The sequence below is a fragment of the Microbispora sp. KK1-11 genome (genome assembly GCF_006874435.1).
Lineage (GTDB): Bacteria > Actinomycetota > Actinomycetes > Streptosporangiales > Streptosporangiaceae > Microbispora > Microbispora catharanthi.
Map to the genome: position 1 here is coordinate 71,209 of NZ_VIRJ01000025.1, position 16,176 is coordinate 87,384.

At 69.3% G+C, this 16,176-nt stretch carries 17 protein-coding genes; 5 read left to right on the top strand and 12 right to left on the bottom strand.

Annotated elements, in window-relative coordinates; genetic code table 11:
• Positions 1-112: 112 nt before the first annotated feature.
• A complete protein-coding gene (locus FLW16_RS29865; protein WP_221891349.1) occupies positions 113-1,555 on the bottom strand; it encodes an MFS transporter in 1,443 nt (480 codons plus the stop codon).
• Positions 1,556-1,644: 89 nt separating this feature from the next.
• Between FLW16_RS29865 and FLW16_RS29870 the strand changes: the two genes are divergently transcribed.
• Both FLW16_RS29870 and FLW16_RS29875 read left to right on the top strand, forming a co-directional pair.
• On the top strand, positions 1,645-2,214 hold the full coding sequence (locus FLW16_RS29870; protein WP_142563474.1) for a TetR/AcrR family transcriptional regulator: 570 nt from the start codon (positions 1,645-1,647) through the stop codon (positions 2,212-2,214).
• 1,693 nt (positions 2,215-3,907) lie between these two features.
• The gene (locus FLW16_RS29875; RefSeq protein WP_142563475.1) at positions 3,908-4,576 is read left to right on the top strand and encodes a hypothetical protein; all 669 of its coding nucleotides are present in this window, start codon (positions 3,908-3,910) and stop codon (positions 4,574-4,576) included.
• 66 nt (positions 4,577-4,642) lie between these two features.
• On the opposite strand, the gene FLW16_RS43970 is transcribed toward FLW16_RS29875, so the two are convergent.
• The 9 genes from FLW16_RS43970 to FLW16_RS29920 form a co-directional block, all read right to left on the bottom strand.
• Entirely contained in the window at positions 4,643-4,807 is a 165-nt protein-coding gene (locus tag FLW16_RS43970; RefSeq protein WP_185949647.1) for a hypothetical protein, read from the bottom strand.
• 310 nt (positions 4,808-5,117) lie between these two features.
• Positions 5,118-5,759: a chorismate mutase gene (locus FLW16_RS29880; RefSeq protein ID WP_221891350.1), complete on the bottom strand. Its 642-nt coding sequence runs from the start codon at positions 5,757-5,759 to the stop codon at positions 5,118-5,120.
• A 41-nt stretch (positions 5,760-5,800) separates the two neighbouring features.
• Positions 5,801-7,174: an FAD-binding oxidoreductase gene (locus tag FLW16_RS29885; RefSeq protein WP_142563476.1), complete on the bottom strand. Its 1,374-nt coding sequence runs from the start codon at positions 7,172-7,174 to the stop codon at positions 5,801-5,803.
• Between the two features lie 27 nt (positions 7,175-7,201).
• A complete protein-coding gene (locus FLW16_RS29890; RefSeq protein WP_142563532.1) occupies positions 7,202-8,011 on the bottom strand; it encodes an alpha/beta fold hydrolase in 810 nt (269 codons plus the stop codon).
• Between the two features lie 190 nt (positions 8,012-8,201).
• On the bottom strand, positions 8,202-9,641 hold the full coding sequence (locus FLW16_RS29895) for an NAD(P)/FAD-dependent oxidoreductase (protein WP_142563477.1): 1,440 nt from the start codon (positions 9,639-9,641) through the stop codon (positions 8,202-8,204).
• 1 nt (position 9,642) lies between these two features.
• Positions 9,643-10,203 (bottom strand): hypothetical protein, encoded by a 561-nt coding sequence (locus tag FLW16_RS29900; RefSeq protein ID WP_142563478.1) that lies wholly within the window; start codon positions 10,201-10,203, stop codon positions 9,643-9,645.
• 382 nt (positions 10,204-10,585) lie between these two features.
• Entirely contained in the window at positions 10,586-11,182 is a 597-nt protein-coding gene (locus FLW16_RS29910) for a TetR/AcrR family transcriptional regulator (protein WP_142563479.1), read from the bottom strand.
• 123 nt (positions 11,183-11,305) lie between these two features.
• Positions 11,306-11,734: an organic hydroperoxide resistance protein gene (locus FLW16_RS29915; protein ID WP_142563533.1), complete on the bottom strand. Its 429-nt coding sequence runs from the start codon at positions 11,732-11,734 to the stop codon at positions 11,306-11,308.
• A gap of 348 nt (positions 11,735-12,082) precedes the next feature.
• Positions 12,083-12,682 carry a TetR/AcrR family transcriptional regulator gene (locus tag FLW16_RS29920; protein WP_142563480.1) on the bottom strand — a complete coding sequence of 200 codons (600 nt, stop codon included), beginning with the start codon at positions 12,680-12,682 and terminating at the stop codon, positions 12,083-12,085.
• 127 nt (positions 12,683-12,809) lie between these two features.
• Here FLW16_RS29920 and FLW16_RS29925 point away from each other — a divergent pair, with 127 nt between their 5' ends.
• The 3 genes from FLW16_RS29925 (at position 12,810) to FLW16_RS43975 (ending at position 14,632) form a co-directional block, all read left to right on the top strand.
• Complete coding sequence (locus tag FLW16_RS29925) at positions 12,810-13,559, top strand: SDR family NAD(P)-dependent oxidoreductase (RefSeq protein ID WP_142563481.1); 750 nt, start codon at positions 12,810-12,812, stop codon at positions 13,557-13,559.
• Between the two features lie 149 nt (positions 13,560-13,708).
• Complete coding sequence (locus FLW16_RS29930) at positions 13,709-14,458, top strand: SDR family oxidoreductase (RefSeq protein WP_142563482.1); 750 nt, start codon at positions 13,709-13,711, stop codon at positions 14,456-14,458.
• A gap of 6 nt (positions 14,459-14,464) precedes the next feature.
• Positions 14,465-14,632 (top strand): hypothetical protein, encoded by a 168-nt coding sequence (locus FLW16_RS43975; RefSeq protein WP_185949648.1) that lies wholly within the window; start codon positions 14,465-14,467, stop codon positions 14,630-14,632.
• A gap of 230 nt (positions 14,633-14,862) precedes the next feature.
• Here FLW16_RS43975 and FLW16_RS29935 read toward each other — a convergent pair whose 3' ends face one another.
• Together FLW16_RS29935 and FLW16_RS29940 are read right to left on the bottom strand one after the other, a co-directional pair.
• Positions 14,863-15,345, bottom strand: coding sequence for a hypothetical protein (locus FLW16_RS29935; RefSeq protein ID WP_142563483.1), 483 nt, complete (start codon positions 15,343-15,345; stop codon positions 14,863-14,865).
• A gap of 279 nt (positions 15,346-15,624) precedes the next feature.
• Positions 15,625-16,095 carry a lamin tail domain-containing protein gene (locus tag FLW16_RS29940; RefSeq protein ID WP_260615707.1) on the bottom strand — a complete coding sequence of 157 codons (471 nt, stop codon included), beginning with the start codon at positions 16,093-16,095 and terminating at the stop codon, positions 15,625-15,627.
• Positions 16,096-16,176 lie beyond the last annotated feature (81 nt).

Here is a 16,176-nt window from a genome sequence, read left to right on the forward strand (position 1 = left end):
GAATGTGCATTTCGTAGGGTCCGTGCTCTCGGACGCGAAGCTCTGACCAGGCACAACGTGCACGCATGTACCTGGTGACAGCAGTCTTACCGACACTCCTACGTCGAGGGGCTCAAGACGTGGCCCGACTGGGAGGAGCTGTCAGCGGCGGCTCACTGACTGCGCTGACTGCTTGGCCTCCCGACTGTTCGACCCGCACGCCCCTCGGCGTCCGGACCGCGGTCAGCCACAGGCCGGTGAATACGGCGCAGGCCAGCGTTACCGCACCCGCCGCGAGGAAGGCGCTGTTGAGGCCGGATTCGAAGGAGGCGCCGCCGGACTCCCGCGTGTGGACGATCGCCCCGAGCACCGCCACGCCGAGCACCGCGCCGATCTGCCGGGTGGTGCTGCTGACGCCCGAGGCGAGACCGCCCTCCTGCGGGCTGACCGCCTGGATGGCGGCCCCGGTCAGCGGCGACATGGTGAGAGCGAACCCGATGCCGACGACCGCCAGCCGCCACCACACGTTCCCGTAGCCGGTATCGGCGTGGACGAAGCCCAGCGCCACCAACCCGAGCCCGGCCAGCGCCAGGCCGATGCCGACGACGACGCGGAAGCCGTACCTGGCCGCGAACCGGCCCGCGTACGGGCTGACGATCACCATGGCCAGCGAGGTGGGCAGGGTACGCAGCCCGGCGACCAGGATCGAAGTGCCCTGGACGTAGACGAAGAACTGCGAGAAGAAGAACGACGACCCCATCAGCGCGAACCCGACCACGACCATCGCCGTGTTGGACACCGTGAACAGCCGCTGACGAAACAGCCGCAGCGGCAGCATTGGCGTCGGCACACGACCCTCGACCACGACGAACGCGGCCAGGAGCACCAGGCCGGCGGCGAAGCTGCCCAGGATCACCGGCGAGGTCCAGCCTCGGGAACCGCCCTCGATCAGGCCGTAGGTCATAGCGCCTACGCCCGCGACGGACAGGACCGTGCCGGGAACGTCGATCGGCGGCGCGCTCGGGTTGCGGGATTCCCCCAGCGCGCGCAGCCCGGCCAGCAGCAGGACCGCCCCGATGGGCACGTTGACCAGGAAGATGGCGGGCCAGCCGAAGGACTCCACCAGGATCCCGCCCGCCAGCGGTCCGGCGGCCAGGCCGATGCCGCTGAACCCGGCCCACAACCCGATCGCTCTGACGCGCTCCCTCGGAGCGGGGTACGCGGCGGCGAGCAGCGCCAGTGAGGCGGGGCTCAGCGCCGCGGCCCCGACGCCCTGCAGCACCCGCCCGGCGATCAGCCAGCCGATCGAGGGCGCGAGCGAACACACCACCGACGCGGCCGTGAACACCACCACCCCGGCCAGGAACACCCGCCTGCGGCCGAACCGGTCGGCGAAGACGCCGCCCGACAGCAGCAGCATGGCCACCAGCAGCACGTAGGCGTCGACGATCCACTGCAGTCCGGTCAGCCCGGTGTGGAGCCCCTCCTGCATGTCGGGCAGGGCGGCGCCGACGATCGTGTTGTCGAGCAGCACCATGAACTGACCTGCGCAGGTCAGGGTGAGCAACGCTTTCACGTACATCTCTCCTAAAAGCAGTTTATGACTGCGTTAACGTAGCCCTTCAGGGGCTCTAACGCAAGTCTCGGCTGCGTTAAGGTGGGGGTATGGATGAGCAGGGACGGGCCAGGCGGCCCGGCGGGCGCAGCGCCCGAGTCCGCGCGGCAGTGCACCAGGCCGTTACCGACCTGGTCAGCGAGCGCGGCTACGGAAACTTCACCGTCGGCGACATCGCCGCCCGCGCGGGCGTGGCCGACACCAGCCTCTACCGCCGGTGGGGCAACCTCCAGGCCCTGCTCAGCGATGTGCTGCTGACCCGGCTCAACGCGCAGTCGCCGATGCCCGACACCGGCAGCCTGGCCGGCGACCTGCGGACCCACGCCGCCAACGTGGCCCGCGAGGTCACCGGACCCGACGGACTGGCGTTGGTGCGGCTGACCCTCGCGCTGTCAGGCGAGGGTCAGCAGGGCCTTCAGGCGCGCGACGAGCTCCTGGCCGACCGCACCAGGCAGTTGCAGGCCATGCTCGACCGCGCGCGCGGCCGCGGCGAGGACCCGCCTGACGTACTGGAGGTGCTGGACCATCTCCTGGCGCCGATCTACATGCGCGTCCTGTTCGGCGCGGGCCCGCTCACCCCTGACTACCTCGACGGGTTGGTCGACCGGTTGCTCGCCTGATCCAGTCCGTCGCGCTGTGGAATAGCCGCTACCTGTCGACCGCCGTCGACGAGCTACGCGCCCAGAGCGTCCTGGTCAAGGACGAGGACCTCGCCGGCCAGGCCCACCTCAACTGCCTGGGCCACTACGTCATCGCCTCCTCCGGCCCCACCCAAGGCCTGCGCGCGCTCGGGCAGATCCCCGATCTTCCCGACCTTAAGGGCGCCGAGGCGGGGAACGGGACCTGACCGCAAGGTCCGAGTCCGGCGCGTGTTCAGGCCCCACTCAATCAACGGAGACTGCCAGTGTCGCTGGCCGGTTGGGTGAGGAGGCCGGTGAGGGCGGCCTTCGCGATGGCCTCCGCCTCGGTGGGTGTGAGGGGGCGTAGCCGCTGACGAGGCGGAAGATGATGGAGCCGAACAGGGCGTCCTGGGCGACTTCCACTCGATGCCGGTGCGTAGTTCACCTCGTTGCACTCCGCGGTCGAAGCCGCCCGGCAGGTGCTGTTCGTCGTATCCCATCGCCAGGGCGGCGAGCAGGTACACGATCTCGAGGCGCCGGTGTCGCCGAATCGACGGCAAACGGGACGGCGTGATGCCCGGCAGGGCCCGTGGGCGGATCTCCGTGCGAGAGCGGGCTAGCTGGCCTGTCGCGGCCCGGAGCCACGGGATTCGCAGTCGGTCCAGGCAGGAGCGCACGGAACAGTGGGAGCGCCATGGTCGCCTCCCCCGCTTGGTGCGCCCCGCACACCCCGCCGACACCCACCCGATCCCCCGTTGACGGACGCCGCCACTGCGGCGTGCTCGAACGCGTCCTGCGCCGCCAATGTTCGAGCTGGCGGGCGACCCGCAGGAGGACGCAGCCCTGCTCGCCCGTTGGGAAGCGCGTTTCGTCCAGACCGAACGCCGCAGCGCGTAACTCGCAACGTGCGACAAGCCGGGCGGTTCGTCGGCGTCGGGCGCCTGGGACCGTCCGAGAACGTCTGCGCACGGGCTCATGCCGTCTCCCCTTCGCATCGATCAGCTCATGGAGGCGCCGAGTCTGTCCGAGAAGGCGCCGCCGACCCGCTGCGCGACCGGGATCAGTCGAGGGATCCGCAGGCGGGCTTCGATAAGGGAGGCGGCGGTCGCAGCGACGCCGAGCGCATCGGTGGTGCTGCTGCGAAGTCATCTCCACGCCGATAGAAGAGCTTGGCGAGCACGTCGGTGGGGGCTGGCGTCCTTCGTCCGCTGCCTGCGTTCGCGGAGCTGACCGAACTCCAGCGGCAGCCCGTACGCGCCCTGGCCGAACGACGCGGCGAACTGGTGCTGAGCCGACTTCATCAAACTCACGCGGACCTGAACCCGCCAGCGACGCTAGCCGACCCGACTACGTCGGCCTCAATATTCAGTCGCTCACGCACTGAACCGATCCAGCTTCCATGGAGGCTTTGATGTGCCTCCTGACGCACGGCTGAGCGAACCGCGCCGCCCGCCCCGCACGTCTACCGATCATGAGGATGCTTCCAGCCGCAGTGCTCATCGTGCTCGCGACGGCCTGTGGTTCCACCCGAGCTCCGGTCACTGCCGACGAGTTCGCGGACCGCGCCCATGAGGTCGCCGAACGCTGGCAGAGTTCGGCGGAGAGAGAGCCCTGGATCGTAGGGTTCGTCCCGCTGCGAAACCTGACCTTGGAGCCCGATTGGACACATATGCCCCGCTGGGTCGGACGGAGCATGATCAATAGCGCTTGGGAGCTGGAGACCGAGCTCCCCGCCGAAGTGCCCGACCCGGCCAAGCTGCGCTGGGCCGATGAGAGCACGCTAAGCGTGCCGGTGCTGACGGCCACAGCCGCCTACGCCGGGCTCAGCAAGCCCAAGCCCTTCGTCGACGAGAAGTGCCCGGCCAAGGGCTGCCGGCCACTACGCGTGATCGCAGTGGCGCGGGGCGAGGCCACGATGCCCAGCAGCCGGGGGGACGTGCAGGTACCGACGTGGGACTTCACCGTGAAGGGCGTACTGGAACCGTTCCGGCGGGTGGCGGTGGACCCGGCCGTTATGGGCGAACCGCCCCGGCCCCTGGACGATGGGATCCAGGAGGTGCACACCTACGAGGTGCGCACGCCGACTGAGCTCCAGTTGAGTTACATGCACGGCACTTGCGACACGACGTACGGCTCACGCGTCCACGAGACGCCCGAGGCAGTGGTCGTGGACGTCGACGTCCGGCGCGACGACAACGTGGAGGACTGCAACGATATGGGAAAGACGGACCGGATCGGCGTCACGCTGCGCGAGCCCTTGGGCCGCCGGGTGGTGCTGGACTCCAGCAGCGGGGTGCCCCTGCTGCCGCAGAGCGACATCCGCCTGGTCGAGTTCCAGAACTATGACCCGCGCCGCTCCTAGCTAGGCGACCAGCCGTGCCGTCGGCGTCGCGCGCCTGGATCCGTCCGAGAACCTCCGCCCGCGGGCTCATGCCGTCTCCTCCCCTGTGGTGATCAGCTCGTGAAGGCGGCGGGCCTCTTTGACGAAGGCGCTGCCGCCGGTCCGCTGCGCGACCGCGGCCAGCCGTGGGATCCGTAGGCGGGCGCCGGTGAGGGACGCTGCGGTCGCGGCGACGATGAGCAGGTTGGTCATGGGTCCGGGGTCGCTCCCGCGCCTGAGGGAGGAGCTTGGTGAGCATGCGCGCGGCGGCGTCCCGGACCTGTGCGTGCGTACCGGTTGCGAGGGCGTCCGCGAGCGCGGTGACGGCCGGCGAGCGACCCGCACCACCGGGATCATCAGCGTCGGCACCTCGTGCAGATGCTGGACCAGGTGGCTGAGGCTGCCCCGAATCCGTCCCCACTCCGACGAGGCGAAGCTCATCCAGGCTGGGAGCGGAGTTGTGCTCGTCGGGAGCGCCGGCCATGAGCCCGGCGCGCCAAATGTCGGCCGCAGCGACGAGGGCTCAGCGTTGTCCGGCCGGCTCACTGGAGCGGCACACAGACTGTGTCGCCACCCTGAGCGCCTGGCGATGGAGCGTGTCCAACCGTTCCTGCCTTGCCCCCGATCGAGTGGCCAGGGCCAGCTGCGCCGTACAAGCGATGGGTTTGTCCCGCAGTCGCTCGGTGTTCTTGAGCTCGTGAAGCAGGTCCGTGGTCAGCCGGTCGAGCCGCTCGCGGATCTGGCCAAGGTCGGGGCGCTTCGTGGGCGCTTCCTCAGGGTGAGCGGTCCAGCGAGCGAACAATCTCCTCTGTACGACCTTGCTCGCGGTGATCTGGTCCTGGAAGAACGCCACTGCCGCGTCCGGGTTCACCCCGGCAGCATCGGCCTGCTTCCTGACCTGCGCCAGCACCTGTTCCTCGCGCACCGGGTCTTCGATCGGCGAGTCGGTGCCGAACTTGGACGCCGCCACGTCATCACTCACGCGAATACGCTCGATGACAACGTCCGTCAAAGGGCCGAGCCTGCCAAGTGCGACTGAGCTGCTGACGGATCCGGCGTTCATCTGGGCACCCGTGGCCATGGCTTGAGGAGCGGTCGATACTGTCGCGGCCACCGACAATCCGGTGATCACAGCGCAGCGCGTCATCCTGTTTCGCAGGTTCAATCGTCTACCTCGATTGCATGTACGCAGGGAGTAAGCCCGGTTCAGGACCTGACCGGCAGGGGGATCGCGCGGAAGACGCCGTCCGGATCGAAACGGCGTTTCATGGTGAGCAGCCGCTCGGTGTTGGGACCGTAGGCGTGTGCGATCTGTGCGGCCTCGTCTTGCCCGAGCAGGTTGGGGTAGCCGCCCGGCAGCGCGTCGGGCTCGAGGGCGCTCGTCAGGCTGCCGGCCCAGGCGCGGTGGTCCGCCGTACGGGTGTCGTCAGGTTCCCACAGGGCGATGATCTCGATCATGAGGTGCGGGTCGCGGTTGCCGAATGCCGTCTCCGTCACGGGTACCCGTGCTGCGGCTCCGTGCAGGCTGTGCACGGATACGGCCGAATGGGGCGAGGTCAGGGTGGAGCCCGCGAGGCTCAGCATGTCACGTACTCCCGAGGTCGGTGACGGTACCGAACGAGTGCGGATCTCGACGTGCCGGCCGAAGGGGAACTGCGCTTCGATGCCCGCGAGCATCTCCGGCACGGTGGTGGGCGCGACTTGGGAGACGAGGGGCGTGCCAAGGGTGCCGAGCCGCGCCAGCGCGCGTTCTCCCGCCGCGGCGTCGTCGCCGCTCCAGGTCGGTGAGACAAACAGCACGGGCTTGCCATCCGGGCCGGCCAGGACTCCGAACTGCACGGTCAGCTCGTCCGCACTCTCAGCCAGGAAGTCCGGCAACCCGGCCAGTACGAGCCCGGCCTCGTCCCAGGGGAACAGCACCATGCCCGACAGCAGCGTGGGCACGGCGTGCAGGCGCACGCGCATCGAGGTGACGAGGCCGAAGTTCCCGCCGCCACCGCGCAGTGCCCAGAACAGGTCCGGCTCCCGCTCGGCGTCGGCGGTGACGACGGACCCGTCGGCGAGCACCACGTCAGCGGACAACAGGTTGTCCAGAGCGAGTCCGAAGCGGCCGCTGAGCGGTCCGTAGCCGCCACCGAGTGTCAGGCCCGCCATGCCCACGGAGCCGGCGGAACCGGTCGCGGCGGTCAGGCCGAAGGGCTGGGCGGCGCGGACGAGATCGGCGGCCGTGGCCCCGCCGGACACCTCGGCGACCTGCGCCACAGGATCCACCGTCACCCGGCGCAGGCCGGAAAGATCAATGGTCAGGCCGCCGTCGCTCAGTGACCTTCCGGCCCAGTCGTGGCCTCCGCCACGCACCGCCAGAGGTACCCCGGATTCCCGCGCGGCCAGCACGGCGGCCCGGGCCTCGGCCGGGTCGGCGCACCGGACGATGACGCCGGGGCGGGCGGACACGGCGCCGTTCCAGATGGTTCGGCCGGCGTCGTAGTCCGGCCCGGCGGTGGCCACTCGTCCCGCGCGGATGGTCCGCCGCAAGGTGTCGGTCAGCCGGCCGAGTTGTGGATGTGTCGTCGTGGACATGGGACCTCTATCTTGAGGTTGACAGTTTTACCGGGTGCTGCGGGCAGCGTCCTCGATCACGTGCGCCACCGTGCCGGGACGGCTGATCATCACAGCGTGGGAGGCGTCGACCTCCTCGGTACGCGCACCGGCGCGCTTGGACATGAAGCGCTGGACGCCGGGAGCGATCGCGTGGTCCTGGCGCGTGATCAGGCTCCAGGAGGGAATGGTGCGGAAAGCTTCCTCCACGCTGGCGTCGGAGACCGCCTTGGTGTTGGCGGGCCGCTGGACCGCCGCCAGATTGGTGGCTGTGGTCTTGTCGACGTCGCCGGCGAAGACTTCCCGGAAGTGGCCCGGATCGATGGACACCTCCGTACCGTCCGGGACGGCGGTCGAGACCAGCGGGATGGCCGGTGAGGACTTGGCTGCCAGCTCGCCCACCGTCTCACCCTTCGCAGGGATGAAACCGGCGATGTAGACCAGGGCCCTCACATCGGGGTCCGAGGCGGCGGAGTTGGTGATGACGGCACCGCCGTAGGAGTGGCCGACCAGCACCATGGGGCCGTCGATCATGGCCAGGTAGCTGGAAACGTAGGCCGTGTCGTTGGTGAGCCCCTGCAGAGGGTTGGCGATGGCACGTACCGGATAGCCGTCCTCGCGCAGTCGCTCCATCACCGACGACCAACTGGAGGAATCCGCCCACGCTCCATGGACGAGAACGATGGTCGGCTTCGGGGAAGCAGCAGCGGATGAAGATCCTTCAGCGGCCGCCATCGCCGCACCCGGCGTGGTGGCGGCCCCGAGCAGAGCGAGGGCGCCGGCGGCGAGCGCGACGCGACGGGAAATGCGAATTCTCATGATGTGACCTCTCAATGTTGTTGTTCGGCGAACGGCTGCGACGTTCCTGGACAGGTCCACACCCACGTGGTCCTGGCTCCGGCGGCCTACCGCCGGGCGCACAACGCACCGGAGCCGGCGACAGCGCGGTGACCGAGCACGAAAGCCGCCAGAGCCGCGTTCGCGGCGGGATGAGCGCTCAGCCGGACAGTCAGCGGCCGTAGGCTTCCAGCAGCCTCAGCCAGACCTCGCTGACGGTGGGGTAGGCCGGGATCGCGTGCCACAGCCGGTCCAGCGGAACCTCGCCGACCACAGCGATCGTCGCCGCGTGCAACAGCTCCGCGACGTCCGGGCCGGCGAGCGTGAAGCCGACGACCACTTTCCGGTCCTCGTCGACGACCATGCGGGCGTGGCCCCGGTACCCGTCCGCCTGCAAGGCGGACCCGGCGACGGCGCCCAGGTCGTAGTCGACGACCCGGATCCGCAGCCCGGCGGCTTCGGCGGCCGCCGCGGTCAGCCCCACCGAGGCGATCTCCGGATGGGTGAACACCACCTGGGGTACGGCACGCTCGTCGGCCGTCGCCGCGTGCCGCCCCCACCGGCCGTCCTCAACCGGTTCCCCCTTCGCGCGCGCCACGATGACGTCCCCCACGGCACGGGCCTGGTACTTGCCCTGGTGGGTCAGCAGAACGCGCCGGTTGACGTCGCCGGCGGCATAAAGCCACCCATCACCGATCGACGCCCCGTCGTCCCCGAGGACTCGCAAGGTGTCGTCAACCGTGAGCCAGGCACCCGGGGTCAAGCCGATGGTGTGCAATCCGATGTCCTGCGTGTTCGGCGTGCGGCCGATCGCGACGAGGAGTTCGTCGGCTTCGACCTGCCGGCCATCGGTGAGGGTGATGTGCACGGTTCCGTCGTCGGCGCGCTTCACGGCTGCGGCCTCCGCACCGCGGTGCACCGACACGCCGGCCTCCCGCAACGACTCGATGACCCGCTCTCCCACGAACGGCTCCGCGAGCGGCAGCACCCCGTCGCGGGCCAGCATCGTCACCGACGCGCCGAGATCGGCGAACGCGGTGGCCATCTCCGACGCCACCACGCCGCCGCCGATGATGGCGAGGCGGCGGGGGACCGCGGTCGCGGCGACCGCTTCCCGGCTCGTCCACGGTGCCGCCTCGCGCAGACCGGCGATGTCCGGGACCAGCGCGCCGCTTCCTGTCGCGATGACAACGGCGTGCCGCGCGGTCAACGATGTCCTGACGGCGTTGTCACTGGTCACCTCGACGGTCCGGGCGGACGTGATCCTCCCTTGTCCGCGGTACAGCGCGATCCCTGCCTGCTCGAGCCAGGCGACCTGCCCGTCGTCCTTCCAGTGCGAGGCGAAGGAGTCGCGACGGCTGAGGACCGCGGCCACGTCCAGCTCGCCCGTCACGGCCTCACGCGCGCCGGGCACCTGGCGGGCTGCCCGAAGCGCCGCCCCGCTGCGCAGCAACGCCTTGGTCGGCATGCAAGCCCAGTAGGAGCACTCACCTCCGACCAGCTCCCGCTCGACGATGGCGGCGCTCAAGCCGCCCCGCACCACCCGGTCGGCGACATTCTCCCCGACCGGACCCGCGCCGATGACGATGACGTCGTACGTTGCGGCGTCCATGTCAGTTCGCCTTGGCGGCGCGGCCGAGGCGCAGCGCCGAGACGAGGAAGAAGACACCGCCGAGGACCGCGTAACCGGCCACGTTGGTCAGCGACGCGTTCGGCGCGGAAGCCCCCATGACGAACGACGCCCCGGCCAGCACGGAGATGCCCCCGCTGAGGATCATCGGCCACTGGCCACCCATCTTGAGACGGCCGACACCCACGATCAGCTGAACGATCCCGGAAACGACCGCCCAGACACCCCACACGAGCAGGGCCCTCGGCGCACCGGACGTGGTGCCGGCGATGCCCAGGCCGATGGCGGCGAGAAGGCTGATGGCGATGTTCACGTACAGTCCGAGAGCCGGCCCGGTGGCACGGGACGAGCGAGCGTCCACGATCGCCGCGGCGACGTCGAACAAGGGGTAGAGGACGAGCAGGGCGATGCCGAGCGGGCCGAGCTGCCCCTTGGTGACGAACATCAAGGCCGCCCAGACGATGGCGAACGCGAACCGCACGAAGTAGAGCCGGCGCAGCGCCGCCGTGATCCTGGCGGCGGCGGGTGAGTCAACGGTCGTCATGGTGATCCTTCCGATGGTGTGATGTACGAACGAGACCGAACGTTCTATCCAGTGCAGCATCGCAACGAAACTCGGAGGTGTCAATACAGAACGTTCTATCTCGTCACTGGGAATCGCGACCGGCGGTCACCGACGGCCAGGGCCGCACGCGGCGGCTAACGGTAGACAGGCTTCAGCTGCTGGTGGTTAATGGGCGTCGTCGAGAATGACGGCGGCCGACCTGCCGCCGAGCTCCGGCACGTCACCGGGCGCAGGAGGGCTCCGCGGGTCGCGGCGACCTGCCGTCCCGCCGCGGTGGAACCGGAAGGCGACCGGTCAAAGGGGCCCGTCACCTCAGGCGGGCGTACCTCTTGAACGCGTGCGAGTCAACGGCCGGGCCAGGCTAGTTCGACGCGGAATCGATGCGAGACTGCAGGAGACCCTCGACCCCTTGGAGGAAGGTGTCGCAGATCTCCGCCGGGTCGGTCAGGCAGCCGGATACCATCGCGCCGTCCCGGAGCATCACGAAATACCGGCCCGCGGGTTCCGGCGGCGTCTTCCCGACTTGCGCGAGCAAGTCCGTGACGGTGTGCAGGAACCAGTCGCGGTGGGCGAGGACGGCTTTGTGCACGGGATGCTCGGGGTCCGGATATTCCGCGACGGCGTTGAGGAAAGCGCATCCGCGGAACTGGGCCGATCCGATGCCCTCGGCGATCGATTTGGCGATGGCCCGCAGGATGTCGGCCGCCGGCAGGCCGCTGGCCAGAGCTTCGCCGACCCGGTCGCGATCGGCCTGGTGGACTCCCTGCAGATACGCGACGACGAGGTCGTCCTTGCTGGGGAAGTGCCGGTAGAGCGTGGCACGGGTGACCTTCGCCTCCGCGACGATCCGGTCGATCCCGACGGAGTGCAGGCCTTCCGCGTAGAAGATCCGCGTGGCCGTGGCGAGCAGCCTTGATCGCGCTTCGGAGACGTGAACTCGAGTGTCGTGCACCACCATAACGGTATAGCAGATAGAACGGTCAGTATTCCATGCCGCGCAGCCAGGACGCCGCCCCGGTGCCACTGCCCCACCGGAGCGATTCGGCCGGGCTGACGATCCACACCAGCCCGGCCACCGGCGTCAACCGACGGTCGCGTCCACGGTCACCGGAATGTTGCCGCGGGTCGCATTGGAGTACGGGCAGATCGCATGGGCGGCGTCGACGAGCTGGTCGGCCACCGCCTGGTCCACACCGGACAGTTCGACATGCAGTGCGGCACTGAGACTGAACCCGCCTTCCGGTGTCGGGTGCACCTGCACCTCGGCGATGACCGCGGAGTCGGTGATCTCGGTCTTCTGCTGTGCCGCGACGGCCTTGAGCGCCGAGTGGAAGCACGAGGCCCAGCCCGCCGCGAACAGCTGCTCCGGGTTGGTCGCACCGCCGGGGCCGCCCATTTCCTTCGGGATCGCCAGGGAGATGTCGAGCAGGCCGTCGTCGCTTCTCGCCCGCCCTCCCGCCCTGCCGTCGCCGGTGGATGTGGCAATGCCGAGATAAAGGGGTTTGCTCATGGGTATCACGGTTCCTTTCCTTCACAGCGCAACAAGCGCCTACGGCGGAGCAGCGCGCGGCTGACTGCGGCGAGCCTCTGAAGCAGGGGCGAGACCGAACGTTCTATCCAGTACATCATGGTGCCAAGTTGCTTTTGACGTCAAGACCGAACGTTCTATCCAGTGCCGTATTCGTGGTCCTCGCAAGCCCCTCAGACGGGAAAGGTCCGCGCACGCGTCACCTTGCGCGAAGGGTCTCACCGGGTACGGCCTGCGGGACATACGGCGATTCCCCTCCCTGAGAAGCTGTCCCCAGGCATCAAGCCGATGGATCAGGGATCAAACAACCTCGCTGGGACAAAATGCTCTTCAAGCGCGAAGGGCGTCGATCAGGGCATCGACGGCGGCGAGCGCGGCGGCCGTGTCGAGTCCTGCGCGGGAGACCAGGGAAAGGCCCTGGACGGTGAACAGCAGCAGCTGCGCCTGGGCCTCGGGGGTGGCGGCCCGGGTGACCTCGCCGCTGGCCTGCGCGCGCCGCAGGGCGTCGGCGACGATCTGGGTGAAGCGGGCGTGCGAGCGGGCCACGATCTCGCGGGCCTCGTCATCCTGTGGAACAAGTTCGGCGGTGGTGTTGCCGATCATGCACCCTTGCGGAACGCCGACGTCGGAGGCGTACTCCTGCGCCCGGGCCGGGTTGGCGAGCACCTCGCGCAGCGCCGGCAGCACCGGCCCGGCCTCCAGCGCCGTGACCAGTTGACGCTCGTAGGTGTCCCAGTACAACTGGACCGCGGCTAGGTAGAACTGCCGCTTGTCGCCGAAAGCGCCGTACAGGCTGCCCCGCTCCAAGGTCAGCGCGTCGACGAGGTCCTGAACGGAGGTCGCTCCGTAGCCCCGGGACCAGAACAGCAGCAGCGCGCGCTCCAGGGCCTGGTCCTTGTCGAAGGCGCGGGGGCGCCCTGTCCGTGCCATACCCCCAGGTTACGACTTTTTGACCGCGTGCACAAAAGGTCGTACGGTGATGGCCGAGCGACTTTTTGAACGCTGGCATAGAAGTCGGTGCGCGTAGCGTGCGCCGGCGGACGAGAGGCAGGACCGGATGGACTTCAACGGAAAGACCGCGCTGATCACCGGATCGGGCGCCCTCGGCGGGCTGGGGCACGCGACAGCGAGGATCCTCGCCGCCGGCGGAGCCGACGTGATCATCACCGGCACCGACCCGGACCGCGGCGCCCAGGTCGTGGAAGACGTGCGAGAGAGCGCGGCCGGCTCCGCTGGCATCGTGCGCTTCATTCCCGCCGACCTCGCCGACCCGCAGGCCGTGCAGCGGCTGGCCGAGGACGCCGGGGCGGTGGACATCCTCGTCAACAACGCGGGCGTCGTCCCGTTCAGCGCGACCGCCGACCAGGACATCGCCGACTACGACGCCGCCTTCGCGGTCAACGTGCGCGCGCCGTTCGTCCTGGTCGCCCGGCTCGCGCCGAAGATGGCCGCCGGCGGGGGCGGAAGCATCGTCAACGTCAGCTCCACCGCGGCCGGCCTGGGCATGCCGCTGATGGCGGTCTACGGCGCCACCAAGGCAGCGCTTGAATCCCTGACCCGCACCTGGGCGGCCGAGTTCGCAGCCTCGAACGTGCGCGTCAACGCCGTGTCGCCCGGCCCGATGACCACCTCCAAGGTGGTGGCGGCCATGGGACCGGACCTCGGCGGCATGGGACTGACGACCGCGCTGAAGCGCACCGCCGACCCCGCCGAGGTCGCCCAGGTCATCGCCTTCGTCGCCAGCGACCAGGCAAGCTACATGACCGGTGCCGTCGTGGCCGCCGACGGAGGCCGTACCGCCATCTGACCCCGGACGCGCCGGCCAGGGCCCCGTCCGCAGTGAGGAAGCCGGCCTCTGGCGCGTGTCCCGAGATGGCGGGAATGGCCCGTCATCGTTGCCAGAACCACCGTTACGAGGACCACGCGCCTTGGCGCGAGTGAAGAGGAATGAGTTCAATGGGTCGTCTTGAGGGAAAGCACGCACTGATCACGGGCGGGACGAGCGGCATCGGGCTTGAGACCGCCCGCGAGTTCCTCGCCGAGGGAGCGACTGTCGCGATCACCGGCCGCTCGCGGGAACGGCTGGACGAGGCCGCACGGCAGCTGAACGGCCCGGTGCTACCCATCGTCAGCGACGCCGGCGACGTGCCCGGCCAGGCGGCACTCGCGACGCGGCTGCAGGAGGAGTGGCCGCAGCTCGACATCGTGATGAGCAACGCCGCCGACGTCACCCACCTCCCGATCGAGGAATGGACCGAGGAGGCATTCGACAGGCTCGTCGCCACCAACCTGAAGGGGCCGTTCTTCCTGATCAAGGCCCTGCTGCCGCTCTTTTCACGGCAAGCCTCGGTCATCCTCGTCGGCTCTGTCTCCGCTTTCATCGGGCACGAGAACGCGGCGGTCTACGGGGCCGCCAAGGCAGGCCTGCTGTCCTTTTCCCGCGGGCTGACCTATGAGCTGAAGGACCGGGGCATCCGGGTCAACGGGCTGAGCCCGGGGCCGACCCTCACGGACACGTTCAAGTCGCTTGGCCCCGAGCGACAGGCCGCCATCTACGACGAACTCCGGCAGACCGTTCCCCTCCATCGCATCGGCACCGCCACCGAGCTGGCGAAGGCGGCTGTCTACCTGGCCTCTGACGAGTCCGCCTACACCGCCGGCACCGTCCTGCGCGTCGATGGCGGCATCGGAGAACTCGCCTACTAGCTCAGCATGGCCGCCGCGCCCTCCTGGGTGCAGCGCCGGGACGAGCCCGTACGGCTGGCGCTCGGGACGGCCGGGACGCCGTTGTACGGAGGGGCCGGTATCGTCCCCGGCCCGGACGGCACGGTCATCCTGCCCGCCGACGGCCCCGCCTTCCACGTGTGGCGGCTCGGATAGGAATCGACGCCCATCGGCGGCCCGGCACTCCGTACGGGGCGGCCGAGACCGGCGGAAGCGCGCGGCCTGCCGTGTCGCGGCGACGAGGTCTCCGGCATCGGCGGTTCTTCGTGAACCGCCCGCCGGAGACCTCGCCGTTCAGCCGTCCCCGCCGTCGCCGGCGCGGGCCTCAGCCCGGCTCACCGGCCCCGGGTCGTCGCCCAGGTCGGCGCGTGCCGCGCAGAAGCGGCTCAGTTGTAGGGGTTGTCGTACGTGCCGGTGCTCTTGGTGCGCGTCTGGTACTGGCCGTTGCTGCCGAACCATCCTCCGGTCACGTCGAAGCGGACGTTGCGGACGGTGCTGCCGAAGTTCACCTCGCCGCTGTACAGGAACGCCTGCTGGCACCCGGCATAGGACGTGGTGCCGGTCTGGGTCGGCCAGGACGAGCTCGTCCCGTTGACGTTGATCAGGAAGTAGGGCGCGGGGTAGGCGTGCTGCCAGCACAGCCGCAGCGAGTAGCGGTACTTCGTGTTGCCGTCGTCGAACGCCACCGTGCCGTCCAGGAGGGCCAACTGCGTCGCGTTGCCGTCGTTGCTCACCAACTGCAGGTAAACCGGCTGGTCCGCGCCGTACGCCGCGTGCGCGGGGCTGAGCGGCAGGAGCGCGGCGGCCATCGCCGCGATGGCCATGGCGATCGACGTCGACAGGCGACGTCCTCGCGAGCGTGCGGTCAATTCACACCTCATCCGTTGCAGGAGTGCCGAGTGCCCGGAGGGTATTGCGAGATTCACGGACCGATCCAGCGCGGCGATCGCGGGGCTGGATCCGGTCAGGCGTTAAAAGACGCGCCCCAGGGGACCTTGGGAACGCCGTTCCGCCACAACCAGGACAGAGAGGGCGGCGAACCGGGTCGAAATCCCGCTGTGACCGCTGAATGTTTCACTGCGCGTCCGGGAGGACGAACCGGCCCCCGGCGATACTCCGCCGGGGGCCGGCCACAGGTCCGGCCGCGGTCAGCAGATCTTGTAGTCCTGCCTCGACGAGTTGTACGCGCAGGAGTCGACCAGTGCGCCGGAGGCGTTCCGCAGGAACGCCTTGTCCTTGGTCTGGTTCCAGATGTAGGCGAGCGTTCCCCCGCTCCTGCCCCAGTAGAGGGTGGTGGAGGTGTCCTTCCCCCGGCCGGTCCGCAGGGTGACCGTCTTCCCGGCTCCGAGAGTGAACGGGCCGAACGTGTAGACGTGGTCAGAGCGCTTCGTGTCGTCGCGGACGGTCCAGCCCTTGAGGCTGACGGCCTTCTTCGTCGTGTTCTTGATCTGCACGTACTCGCCGTTCAGGCTGCTGTTCGCGCCGAAGTCCGGCGAGCCGGGCGAGTCGTAGTAGATCTTGGTGATCCGTACGGCCGGGCCCGCCGCGTAGGCGGGCTGGGAGACGGCGACCACGCCGGCGGCCACCGCTGCGGCCGCCAGCAGAGATCGGGTACGCACAGGGATGCTCCTGAGTTGGGGGGACATGATCGATATCGATCATATTGACCACCCTTGACGCCGATGGACCGTTCCCGTCTC